The 12,756-nt window shown below is 41.0% G+C and carries 12 protein-coding genes; 3 read left to right on the plus strand and 9 right to left on the minus strand.

The window, feature by feature from the left end; translation table 11 throughout:
- Positions 1-31 precede the first annotated feature (31 nt).
- Positions 32-988, plus strand: a complete 957-nt coding sequence (locus tag NQ505_RS01945) for an acetylornithine carbamoyltransferase (RefSeq protein ID WP_004324587.1) — start codon at positions 32-34, stop codon at positions 986-988.
- Positions 989-1,021: 33 nt separating this feature from the next.
- Here the strand turns inward: NQ505_RS01945 and NQ505_RS01950 are convergent, their stop codons facing one another.
- The 7 genes from NQ505_RS01950 to rpmH all read right to left on the minus strand — a co-directional run bounded on the left by NQ505_RS01950 (position 1,022) and on the right by rpmH (position 6,629).
- Positions 1,022-1,414: a rhodanese-like domain-containing protein gene (locus NQ505_RS01950; RefSeq protein WP_004324586.1), complete on the minus strand. Its 393-nt coding sequence runs from the start codon at positions 1,412-1,414 to the stop codon at positions 1,022-1,024.
- A gap of 14 nt (positions 1,415-1,428) precedes the next feature.
- Entirely contained in the window at positions 1,429-2,130 is a 702-nt protein-coding gene (locus NQ505_RS01955) for a hypothetical protein (protein WP_004299769.1), read from the minus strand.
- Positions 2,127-3,275 carry a 1-acyl-sn-glycerol-3-phosphate acyltransferase gene (locus tag NQ505_RS01960; RefSeq protein WP_008997933.1) on the minus strand — a complete coding sequence of 383 codons (1,149 nt, stop codon included), beginning with the start codon at positions 3,273-3,275 and terminating at the stop codon, positions 2,127-2,129. The genes NQ505_RS01955 and NQ505_RS01960 overlap by 4 nt, the downstream gene beginning before the upstream one ends.
- A gap of 100 nt (positions 3,276-3,375) precedes the next feature.
- On the minus strand, positions 3,376-4,350 hold the full coding sequence (locus NQ505_RS01965; RefSeq protein ID WP_004299767.1) for a D-alanine--D-alanine ligase: 975 nt from the start codon (positions 4,348-4,350) through the stop codon (positions 3,376-3,378).
- Positions 4,347-5,420: an RluA family pseudouridine synthase gene (locus NQ505_RS01970; protein WP_004299766.1), complete on the minus strand. Its 1,074-nt coding sequence runs from the start codon at positions 5,418-5,420 to the stop codon at positions 4,347-4,349. The genes NQ505_RS01965 and NQ505_RS01970 overlap by 4 nt, the downstream gene beginning before the upstream one ends.
- Before the next feature lie 26 nt (positions 5,421-5,446).
- The gene (locus NQ505_RS01975; protein WP_008776429.1) at positions 5,447-6,100 is read right to left on the minus strand and encodes a PASTA domain-containing protein; all 654 of its coding nucleotides are present in this window, start codon (positions 6,098-6,100) and stop codon (positions 5,447-5,449) included.
- A 370-nt stretch (positions 6,101-6,470) separates the two neighbouring features.
- Complete coding sequence (gene rpmH, locus NQ505_RS01980) at positions 6,471-6,629, minus strand: 50S ribosomal protein L34 (RefSeq protein ID WP_004299762.1); 159 nt, start codon at positions 6,627-6,629, stop codon at positions 6,471-6,473.
- Positions 6,630-6,821: 192 nt separating this feature from the next.
- Here rpmH and efp point away from each other — a divergent pair, with 192 nt between their 5' ends.
- Positions 6,822-7,388 carry an elongation factor P gene (gene efp, locus NQ505_RS01985; protein WP_004299761.1) on the plus strand — a complete coding sequence of 189 codons (567 nt, stop codon included), beginning with the start codon at positions 6,822-6,824 and terminating at the stop codon, positions 7,386-7,388.
- 70 nt (positions 7,389-7,458) lie between these two features.
- Here the strand turns inward: efp and NQ505_RS01990 are convergent, their stop codons facing one another.
- Both NQ505_RS01990 and NQ505_RS01995 read right to left on the minus strand, forming a co-directional pair.
- A complete protein-coding gene (locus NQ505_RS01990; protein ID WP_004299760.1) occupies positions 7,459-8,859 on the minus strand; it encodes an alkaline phosphatase in 1,401 nt (466 codons plus the stop codon).
- Positions 8,860-9,020: 161 nt separating this feature from the next.
- Positions 9,021-10,616 carry a DUF6377 domain-containing protein gene (locus tag NQ505_RS01995; RefSeq protein WP_004305037.1) on the minus strand — a complete coding sequence of 532 codons (1,596 nt, stop codon included), beginning with the start codon at positions 10,614-10,616 and terminating at the stop codon, positions 9,021-9,023.
- Positions 10,617-10,860: 244 nt separating this feature from the next.
- On the opposite strand from NQ505_RS01995, the gene NQ505_RS02000 reads away from it, so the two are divergent.
- Positions 10,861-12,714: a glycoside hydrolase family 13 protein gene (locus NQ505_RS02000; RefSeq protein WP_032853226.1), complete on the plus strand. Its 1,854-nt coding sequence runs from the start codon at positions 10,861-10,863 to the stop codon at positions 12,712-12,714.
- Positions 12,715-12,756: the final 42 nt, after the last annotated feature.

Genomic DNA, 12,756 nt, shown 5'->3' on the forward strand with positions numbered 1-12,756 from the left:
ATTGAGAATTAAAAATTAAAAAATAAATGATATGAAGAAATTTACTTGTGTACAGGACATTGGCGATTTAAAATCAGCCCTTGCAGAAGCATTTGAAATCAAAAAAGAGCGCTTCAAATATGTAGAACTGGGACGAAACAAGACTTTAATGATGATCTTCTTCAACTCTAGTTTACGTACCCGTCTCAGCACACAGAAAGCTGCCATCAATTTGGGAATGAATGTAATGGTACTGGATATCAATCAAGGTGCATGGAAATTGGAAACTGAACGTGGCGTAATTATGGATGGTGATAAACCGGAACATATATTAGAAGCCATTCCGGTTATGGGATGCTATTGTGATATCATTGGAGTACGCTCTTTTGCCCGTTTTGAAGACCGTGACTTTGACTATCAGGAAACTATTATCAATCAATTCATCCAATACTCCGGACGTCCTGTCTTTTCGATGGAAGCGGCAACACGCCACCCATTGCAGAGCTTTGCAGACCTGATTACCATCGAGGAATACAAGAAAACAGCACGTCCCAAAGTAGTTATGACCTGGGCTCCGCATCCACGTCCATTGCCACAGGCTGTTCCTAATTCCTTTGCCGAATGGATGAATGCAACGGATTACGAATTTGTCATCACTCATCCTGAAGGTTATGAGCTTGATCCGCAATTTGTAGGTAATGCAAAAGTAGAATATGACCAGATGAAGGCTTTCGAAGGAGCCGACTTCATATATGCCAAGAACTGGGCTGCTTATTCTGGCGACAACTATGGACAGATATTAAGCAAAGATCGTGATTGGACTGTCAGCGACCGCCAAATGGCAGTTACCAACAATGCTTATTTCATGCATTGTCTTCCGGTTCGTAGAAATATGATTGTGACAGACGATGTCATTGAAAGTCCGCAATCTATTGTGATTCCGGAAGCTGCCAACCGTGAAATCTCGGCAACTGTCGTTCTGAAAAGATTATTGGAAGGACTAAAATAACCCCAAAAAATAAAGTGCTGATAAATCAGCACTTTATTTTTCTATTTCTTTACCTGCTTCCTCCCAGGAATTAAATCCCTTATCAAGCTCAAAGACTTTATATCCCTTCTCGCTCAAAATTGCCGCAGCCTTCTTGCTTCGTTTTCCACTGCGACAATATACAGCCACCGGTTTGTCTTTTTGCAACAAAGAATCAGCCATTGAAGCAAAAGAGTCATCCATCACATTGATGTTGATCGTCTTAGTGATATGCCCCTCCGAATATTCCGCAAGCGTACGAACATCCAGACGTTGTATATCCTCATTCTGAATAAGAGAATCAAACTCCTCTACATTCATTGATTGAAAATCCCCTTTCTGCTGACAAGAGAAAAGGGAAGAGAGAAATAAAAATATTCCCACGATTAATTGATTCAATTTAAACATATACACTCCATTATTCAATTCTGTCCCGGAGTATAGTCAAACCCAGGATCACAGTACTTATCAGATTCTATCGGAGAACCATCCTTATCGTACGTATAATATTTAAACTTTACCTTTATCGTCCGACCCGGATTCTCTTCATCTATATATTGCGCCAAAGGAACAGAAATGTAAGCACGCCGATTATAGTATTCTCCATCACTGTTCGCATCATGGTATAACAACATATTCACAATGCCATTTGTTTTAAGTTCGGACACATCTTCCACTATACCGAAAACATGTCCCTTGCCCGTACTGACCTTGAGATTCAAAATCATATTCAGATAATCCCTTCCAAGCCAGATACTGACCATCTCTACCGGATCTAGCTTTATACCGTCCTTGTAAATCGGATCATCTTCCGGTTTAGGTACCGGCGTTATGAGCGATTGCAAAGAATATATAGTAGCAGTGTTCTCACCGGAAAGCACCTCATAGTTACTCATTACACGTCTGGAAGTGTTTGGAGAGATAGTAGAACCCGTACGGTCTTCCGAAACAGTCAAGACTTCTCCCTTATCAGGAATAAGCGTTTGTATGCGACCGTCTTCCCCGGCCTCTACAGTCACAAATTCCAGTTTCACCGAAGGATAATAATAGTCATCATCTCCACAGGCAGTCATCAGGAAAAGCAATCCCCACAACCAAACAACATGTAATTTTCTTCTTTTCATCGGCAAGCTGCTAAATAATTAACTAACGGATTGGAATACATTAATAACAACTTCTCACGCAAAAAGTCTTCATCCTTATTCGGAATCTTGATCTTTGCCAATTGTTGTTCAATATAGTTCATAAACTGCTGTTTCTCTTCTTCCGTGTAATTGGACACGAATTCCGTTGTGCCATTCAGCCAATCATACGCCACATAATTTCCCGGATATATCCAGTAATTACGATGGATGCGGCGATCAAGACAGGCAGAAATACGGGCAAACAAATCCGGTTTCGGCAACGAACGGTCCAAGCCTTGCAAGTCATCATTCAAACAAGGAGCAACCTGAAAATGTACCCTGCCTTTATATCCGAAAAGACCTGTCTGCATATTAATCAAATCGTCCTGTGTCGTCTTTTTATATCCTTCGATGTCTCTCTTCAGCTGAAACTCTTGCGCTTTCAGAAAATCACACGGATCATATTCGTATGAAATAGCAAGCGGAGCAATATTCATTTCCATCAGGCGGTCTATCAAATCGCCTTCACCTCCCATTGCCAACATTTTCAATACACTGTCTTGTGTACGGTCATTCGAATCTTTTGCACGTCCTTCACGCTGCGCAATCCAAATAGACTGATTCTTCTCTGAAATGGTGTAATGCATATAACGGGACATACGCGCTGAAGATTCCAACATTTGCCGCATGGTCAACGCCCGCTGTACAATAAATGATTTATTGACACGCACCAGTTTCTTAATCCAGGGATAAATAAGCAAATTGTCGCCAATCGCAATTTCTACCGTATCCATTCCCTGGTCAATCAACAAAATAGAGAGAAAGCCCGAATCAAGAATAATATCTCTATGATTCGATATATACGTATAAGCTTTACTTTTATCCGGTATGGCGGTATGATCCAGTGTCAGTCCGGCAGTATGATCTGCCGCTATCTTCCACAAAATGCCATAACAAAATGCCTCCTGAAAATCAAGCTTAGTCTTACAGGCACGCATTTTTTGCGCCAGAAGTTCAAATGGAACGTTCGGTATAGCACCGGTAGCAGCTTTCTGAAAAGCCGGATCGGCAATCAGTTCCTCAAAGATTTGAGGAAGTTCCTCATCATTGTAAGGACGAATTTCATTAAACTCTGTCAGATCCATAAGTCTCAAGTATTATGTGCTCAAGTATTAAGTAATAAGTATAAAGTATTAGACTGCGTACAAACCGCATGGTTAATACTTTATACTTGATACTTAATACTTAAAACTTGTTTTCAATAATATCAGTCATCACATCCTTTATATCCAGTCCGGCTGCACGCACTTGCTGGGGAATAAAACTGGTAGTAGTCATTCCCGGAGTAGTATTTACTTCGAGAAGATTCAGTTTTTCACCGGCAGTTATAATGTAATCTACACGGATAATGCCGGAACAACCTAATATATCATAGATAGCTGAAGTCAGCATCTGTACGCGTTTGGTCAATTCATCCGAGATACGCGCAGGAGTGATTTCATCTACCTGTCCATTATATTTAGCATCATAATCAAAGAACTCATTGTGCGTCACTACTTCCGTAGGTGGAAAGATGACCGACTTCTCTTTTGTCTTATAACAGCCGCAAGTCAGTTCCGTTCCGTCCATAAACGCTTCAACAATCACCTCTTCCGCTTCTCCGAAAGCTTTAACAATGGCCGGTTGTATTTGTTCTTTTGTCTTCACTTTCGTAACTCCGAAACTCGAACCTCCCAGACTAGGCTTGATAAAACAAGGCAGGCCAATCTTTTCCACTACTTCCTCGTCAGAAACCGATTGTCCTTGGCGCAACAACAATGATTCGGCAATGCGCACTCCAAAAGCCTTCAGATATTGATTGCAGGTAAACTTGTCATAAGTAATGGCAGCCGCCAACACTCCACAACAGGAATACGGAATACGCATCATATCAAAATAGCCTTGCAGCCTGCCATCCTCACCCGGCGTACCGTGGATGGTGATATAAGCAAAGTCGAACACAACCTTCTCCGTTCCGTTCGTAAAACTAAAGTCGTTTCTATCCACCGGCACTTTGTTTCCGTCCGGTAATTGTACTTCCCAGCGACGGCCTTCCATCTCCACGATATACAAATTATACTTTTCCTTATCAATAAAGGAATAAATACCCTGTGCGCTACGCAGGGAAACTACGATTTCAGAGGTATCTCCTCCTGCTACGATAGCGATGTTGCGTTTCATTCTAATTCTCTATTACTTATATAGCCTCTCCACTTCTCGATAAGCCGGGTCATGTCATCCGGAAGTTCGGAAGTAAAATACATCTCTTCACCTGTGACGGGATGCACAAACCCCAATGTCATAGCATGCAAAGCCTGTCGGGGACAAGTGTCAAAGCAATTATTTACAAACTGTTTGTATTTACTAAAATGGGTTCCTTTCAATATCTCATGACCGCCATAGCGTTCGTCATTGAACAGCACATGACCGATATGTTTCATGTGGACACGAATCTGATGAGTACGTCCTGTTTCAAGTATACATTCCACAAGGGTTACGTATCCCAGTCTTTCCAGTACGCGGTAGTGTGTAACGGCATGTTTGCCCACTGTCGGATCGGACATCACCGCCATTTGCATCCGGTCTCTCGGATTACGGGCAATATTACCGACAATCGTTCCTTCATCCTGTTCCATAACACCCCACACCAAAGCACGATATTTGCGTTTGGTAGTCTTATTAAAAAATTGAATTCCCAGATTTGTTTTGGCATCCGGTGTCTTGGCAATCACCAGTAAGCCTGAAGTATCTTTATCGATGCGATGAACAAGTCCCACGTGCGGGTCATTGGCATCATAATCCGGTATATCCTTCATGTGCCAGGCCAGCGCATTGACCAGCGTGCCGTGATAGTTTCCGTGTCCCGGATGCACGACCAATCCCGCCGGTTTATTCACAACCATCAGATAAGGGTCTTCATAAACGATAGTAAGGGGAATATTTTCAGGAATAATTTCATTTTCATAACGGGGACGGTCCATCATTACCGTAATGACATCCAGCGGTTTCACTTTGTAGCTACTCTTCACCGGTTTGCCATTGGCCATAACGAATCCGTCTTCGGCAGCCTTCTGAATACGGTTGCGCGAAGCATTGACAATACGTTCGAACAGATATTTGTCGACTCTGACCATCGCCTGTCCCTTGTCTACAACCACGCGGAAGTGTTCGTAAAGCTGGGATTCGTCACCGACAGGTTCTATATCATCCAAATCATTCTCCAGTTCATCCGGAAGTTCTTCCTCTATCATGCGAGTCCGTTTCTGTTATTTATCTATTAAAACCAACTATCATCTTGAGCAGGTGATGATTCCGACGTAACCGGTTTCTCCGTATCCACGGAAACATCAACCGAGTCCTCTTCTTCCGACATATCACCGGAGCCGTCTCCCACCATCAATGTCAAAGAAGCTCCCAAAGGAATCTTTTCTCCGGCAGCCAACTGACGTCCCTGATACTTCACGCCGTACACCCAGTCTTTCTCACCATTTACCAATTGAATCTGATTCAGTTTAAAACCGGCATTCAGTAACTTGGCCTGTGCCTGGCGGAGCGAGCTGTTGTCCGCCACATCGGGAATGGCACGTAAAGGGACATCCAGGGTATTGACTGTCAGGTATACTGTACGTCCTTCCTTCACTTTTTCACCGGCTCCCGGTTTCAGTTCAAGAATGATACCCGCTGCTTTATCTTTGACATATTTGGTATCAGAAATCACATATACCAAACCGTGATTCCGGAACATCTTCGTAGCTTCTTCCACTGTCATTCCCTTCACATCGGGAACTACCACGCTTTCACCATGATGTGTATGTATATCAAGCCATTTCAACACACCAAATATCATCACTACCATCACCACAATCATGGCGATAATATTCACCCAGAAATATTTATTGGTTTTAAAAGAAAAGAATTCTTTAATAGTCATACGCATTGCTGTTAATATGCGCCAAAGATACGACAAAATAGTTGAACTTTTAAAAAGTAGGCGATGAAAAATGTCCCTACCTATTATGCAAAGACGCTTATCATCGCCAGAATTGCTGCAACTATAATCCCCACTCCTATAGATTTCAACAACCTTATTATAATGATACGGGGTTTCATGTCCCGGATATACTCTACCATCGCGTATGTTCGTTTATGAGTTTTATTTAATCTCACAAAGAAAAGCAAAAAGTCATAAATAAGAGCAAACAATACCGCTTTTTAACATACTATCCCCTTGAAAAACAGAGAAACAAAAAAGGCGAAGATTAAATTCTCCGCCTTTTTTGTTTCCTGATGACAAGTGATTATCACTTTTGTCCGTTGTACTCATCAGAAACAGTCAGTTTCTTTCTGCCTTTCGCACGACGAGCAGCTAATACTCTACGACCATTAGCCGATGCCATTCTCTCACGGAAACCGTGTTTGTTCTTTCTCTTTCTGTTAGAGGGTTGAAATGTTCTTTTCATTACTGTATCTTGTTTTTATGTTATTATTCTACGTAATCGGGCTGCAAAAATAGGCACTTTTTTTAAATTAACCAAGAGATAACTCATTTTTGCTCAAAAGTTTTTGTGTTTTTTACCGATTTAGATTACTTTTGCAGTCGAATTCCTGCGAAAACAATTAAATAACAATAATATAATAAGAAAAATAGCAGTATGATTAATGCTCAAGACATCAAAAACGGAACTTGTATCCGTATGGACGGAAAGCTCTATTTCTGTGTAGAATTCCTGCATGTAAAACCAGGTAAAGGTAACACTTTTATGCGTACTAAACTGAAAGATGTAGTTAGCGGATACGTTCTCGAACGCCGTTTCAACATCGGTGAAAAGTTGGAAGATGTACGTGTAGAACGTCGTCCATACCAATTTTTGTATAAAGAAGGAGAAGATTATATCTTTATGAACCAGGAAACATTCGACCAACATCCTATCGCTCACGATCTGATTAATGGTGTTGACTTCCTGCTCGAAGGTTCAGTATTGGAAGTTGTTTCTGATGCTTCTACTGAAACTGTACTTTATGCAGACATGCCGATCAAGGTTCAGATGAAGGTGACTTATACAGAACCGGGCATGAAAGGTGATACAGCTACTAACACACTGAAACCTGCAACTGTGGAATCAGGTGCAACAGTACGTGTTCCTTTGTTCATCAGCGAGGGTGAAACAATCGAAATCGATACTCGTGACGGTTCTTACGTAGGACGTGTGAAAGCATAATTTGCAAAAACATATAAAAATAGCCGGGAGTCCAAGGACTTCCGGCTATTTTTATATTCATACAGTTCTATTATTTATATCCTGCAGCTTTCGCAATTCTTTTAGGAATTTCTGTATTGTCAATCTTCTCACCAAACAGTTGAGAACCTGCACCAATAGCAAATACAGGAACATAACCGGCAGAGTGCCCGCCACTTACCCAACCTATCATAGCGATTTCATCCATCACTTCCTTTGCACGTGCAGCCATCGGTTCGCTCTTAGAGTACATACTTTCAGCAAATACGACTTTATTCTTCACGAATGATTTCTCAAATTCATCACGCAACGTCTTTTCCTGTTCCCAAGAAAGAGGGAATTGTTTCCAGAAGCCCATTTCTTCGCCGAGGAATGTTTTCATGTCCTCCCAAGTGACTTTATTGCCTTTTGATTTTCTCAATTCACTGATACGTTGTGAAAGTCCGTCAGCAGAATGTTTCTGATATTGCAATGCTTTCAGGTTCAACGCATATTTTCCCGTACCGAGCACGATACCACCTGTTTCATGGTCTGCGGTAATCACAATCAGCGTTTCTTTCGGATGTTTCTTATAGAATTCATAAGCTACTTTGATGGCATTATCCATGTCTTTCACTTCGTTGAACACAGTAGCGGCGTCATTAGCGTGGCATGCCCAGTCTATTTTACCTCCTTCTACCATCAGGAAAAAGCCTTTATTATTGCCTTTAGTAAGAAAGTCAATAGCACTTTCCGTAATTTGTGCTAATGTCAAATCATTCTCTTTGCGGTCAATAGCATAAGGCAGACAAGAAGGATTGGCTCCCTCTTCCTGAATCAAGATCATCTTTTCTGCTTTTGCAGCTTTTGCCTTATAGTCATTGTAACCACGTGCTACTGTATATCCTGCCTCTTCAAAAATAGGGAAAATGCTCGGAGCTTCTTTCTTGTCATAAGTGGTGGTAGGTTTCAAGAAACCACCGCCTGCATAAAAATCGAAATTGGCTTTCGGCAAATCAAGAGCAATTTCATAATTCATATTACGATCGGGTTGATGTGCATAAAATGCGGCAGGAGTAGCATGATCCACACTGACAGAAGTCGTTACGCCCACCTTTTTTCCTGCTTTCTTTGCTTTTTCTGCGACAGTCTGAATAGCATTTTTATCTTCTCCTACAGAAATAGCGCCATTATAAGTTTTCTTTCCTGTTGCCAATGCAGTACCTGCAGCTGCAGAGTCTGTTACTGAATTTTTAGCAGAGAAAGTGGTTGCTACGGTAGCAACCGGAAATTGAGTAAATAACAAAGGCTCGACTCCAATACGACCATTTTGAATTTCCGCCTGATACATCTCCGTACCATTTACTTGATTGACTCCCATTCCATCTCCGATGAAATAGAATACGTACTTTGCCTGCCCGTTGGCTACAACGGAGATAAGGACAAAGAACAGTGTGTAGACTAACTTTTTCATTTTCTAGTATATTTATTTTAGATTAGTTGTCTACAAAGGTAGAAAAAAAAGAGAGATGCACAGTGGATTATTGAACACTAAAAGTAGATATTTGCTTTATACACAAGCATTATTGGCTCGTATATTACGAAGTAATAACATATTGCTATCTGTGAATAACATTATAGGTTCATTACATTCTGCTCGAACATATCTTTATCTCCGGCAGCTTTATTACGCATCCGGCTACGATAATTATAGATAGTTGCCAAAGAATAACCGAGAAAATGAGCAATCTTGTTACTGTCTACTACTCCCAGACGGATAAGGGCAAAGATACGAAGTTCTGTTGTCAGAAGTTCATCGGATTTAGGATACACTCTTCCTTCTTCTACCAGCAAATTATTGAAAGCTGAAATAAAGTTCGGGAAAAGTTTCAGAAAAGACCTGTCGAACTCATTATAGAATTCATCCCGCTCATCCCGGATAAACTGTTCGGACTTGATAGCTTTAAACAAATCTTCGATACGCGATGCCATTGCCAATTTTGCCAATGAACGACGATAAGTTTCCAGTTTGTCGAGATAGTTGACACATCTGTCCAGATAGCGGGCGATATAGACTTCTTTTATTTTTCCGGTTTGCTCCAGTTCCGCGTTGACCGCAGACATTTGTTTGTTAGCCAGACTAAGATTCCGCCGCATAACAGACAACTTCTTCATCCAACGATATAGATAGAAAATAGCAATCAGAAGAAACAAAGACAACAAACTGACACTAATCAACATAGCGCGGGAAACGGCACGTTCTTTTTCTTCTTTTAATTTATACGCCTTGTCGATAATCGGAAAAAACTCCGTCACCTCAATAAACCGCAAACGGGCATTACACGCCACAGCATCTTCCATCGAGCAACTCAAGTATTTGTAGGCACGGTCAATATCTCCTGATTCATACATCAGATGCGCGAGTTTCTGCAATGAAGCATACTCCCTCACCGGAGTTTCCAGATCCGCAATGGCAGTCAGAATCAGATAGTAAACTTCTTTTTCGATATCTTTCTTCATACTATAAGCTTCGGAAAGAGTATAATAAATATATACTTTCTGACGTTCATCCTGAATTTCTTTCAAAGCATTGTTCAGCATATCCACAGCGACATCGGCTTTCCCGTTCATTATGCATTTTTCGGCTAAAACAATCGTTTTGTTTGCCTCTGGAGGCATCGCAGCAATAATGGAATCTCTATATAAATCGGTTTTCTTCAAATACTTTTCTTTTTCATTCTTATTGGTCGTATAATCTGCTAACCACCCGTAGCAGGCACGATACGTCTGATAATAAGATAACCGAGTCCACTCATTCAATTTTTTAGGATCAATCCTCTCCAACTGTTCAATGGCTTCTATATACATTCCCATTACTCCCATTACCGTAGCACGATTAATGATGATCTCATACTCCAATTCCGGGCGGTTCAACAATGGAAGGATTTCCATCTCACGGTTAATATAATATAAGGACGAGTCTGCCTGATAATGCAAATAAGCACCAAAAAGAGAGGCATATAATTCATATTTTCGAACAGGATCAGTAGAATGGGCAAGTTCTAATTTCAAGTTATTAATCTCTTTCTCTTTCCGAATCTGGAAAGTCTCTTTCTTGCTTATAACTTCATCCAGCTTTTTAAGAGCAGCCGCATTATCCGTATGCATTGCACACAACGAAAAAGGAAAGAGCAAAAGAAGAAATAGCATATAAAGGGTTAGATTTTTCATAAGGTTCCTTTTTAAAGATGTTACAAATATAAGAAATATAGTAATGAAAACGAAAAATATGGGTATAACTATTTTCATTTTCACTTGTATTTTTCGGCATAAGGTATTAGAATATCCAACTAATTATCAGCAACATAGTCAGATAACAGGTTTATATTTCCATTCTAATCTCACAAAGGTGCACAGCATCCCCCTACATTTGCATCATCGGTTCTCCGAGCAAACAGTTAAAAATCTAGCTACCATGAAACGAAATTTGTTATTTGCTATTTTACTATTACTTCTATCGGGTTATCATCAAGCATTCGCCGCAACCAATATAAAGAAAGTGGCTCCTACCTTTTGGTGGGCAGGAATGAAGAATCCCGAACTACAAATACTTCTATACGGCGATGGCATATCATCCGCAGAGGTAAGTATTTCTTCTAATGACATCACCCTGCAGGACGTGGTGAAACAGGAAAATCCTAATTATCTGATCTTATATTTAGATCTTTCAAAAGCTATCCCACAGCACTTCGACATTCTCCTGAAACAAGGTAAAAAACAGACTAAAATACCATACGAACTTAAACAGCGCAAAGAGAATGCTTCAGCAGTAGAAGGCTTCAACTCCAGTGATGTACTTTATCTCATTATGCCGGACCGCTTTGCCAACGGCAACCCCTCCAATGATATAATTCCCGGAATGTTGGAAGCAAACATAGACCGCAACGAACCTTTCGCCCGTCATGGCGGTGATTTAAAAGGAATAGAGAAACATTTGGATTATATTGCAGACCTCGGAGTTACGAGTATATGGCTTAACCCGATTCAGGAAAATGACATGAAGGAAGGCTCTTATCATGGATATGCCATCACCGATTACTATCAAGTAGACCGTCGCCTCGGAAGCAATGAAGAGTTTCGCAATCTCGTAAAAGAAGCCAATGCTAAAGGGCTAAAGGTAGTCATGGACATGATCTTCAACCATTGCGGTTCGAACAATTATCTATTCAAAGACATGCCTGCCAAAGATTGGTTCAACTTTGAGGGAAACTACATGCAGACCAGTTTCAAAACTGCCACCCAAATGGACCCTTATACTTCCGATTATGATAAAAAGCTGGCCATTGACGGTTGGTTCACACTGACTATGCCGGACTTCAACCAACGAAACCGTCACGTAGCCACTTACCTGATACAGAGTAGTATCTGGTGGATAGAATATGCGGGTATCAACGGAATCCGCCAGGATACACATCCTTACGCCGACTTTGAAATGATGGCGCATTGGTGCAAAGCGGTCAATGATGAATATCCTTCATTCAACATTGTCGGTGAGACATGGCTGGGCAGCAATGTACTGATCTCCTACTGGCAGAAAGACAGTAAACTTGCTTATCCGAAAAACAGTTATCTTCCTACTGTCATGGATTTCCCACTGATGGAAGAAATAAATAAAGCTTTCGACGAAGAAACCACCGAATGGAACGGAGGACTTTTCAGACTCTACGAATACCTCTCACAGGATATTGTCTACGCCGATCCAATGAGTCTGCTGACCTTCCTCGATAATCACGATACTTCCCGTTTCTACCGTTCGGAGGAAGATACCAAGAACCTGAACCGATATAAACAAGCCTTGACATTCTTACTGACTACCCGTGGAATTCCACAAATATATTATGGAACTGAAATCCTGATGGCAGCCGACAAAGCAAATGGAGACGGATTACTCCGATGTGACTTTCCGGGAGGTTGGCAGAATGACGCCAAAAACTGTTTTGAAGCAACCAACCGTACTCCGCAACAAAATGAAGCCTTCTCTTTTATGCAAAAACTGCTCCAATGGAGAAAAGGAAATGAAGTCATCGCCAAAGGCAAACTAAAACATTTCGCACCCAATAAAGGCATTTATGTTTATGAACGCAAATACGGTAACCAATCAGTCGTTGTCTTTCTGAATGGAAACGACCGGGAACAGACTATTGACTTACATCCTTATCAGGAAATACTCTCCACCTCGTCTGCTCATGATTTGCTCACAGACAAAAAGATTGAATTAAGAAATGAATTAACATTTCCAAGCCGTGGGATATACCTTTTAGCCTTCTAAGCAAGTTCACTACGACTTATATTTATCCAATGAAATCAGATA

This window comes from Bacteroides sp. D2 (assembly GCF_025147085.1).
Taxonomy (GTDB): domain Bacteria; phylum Bacteroidota; class Bacteroidia; order Bacteroidales; family Bacteroidaceae; genus Bacteroides.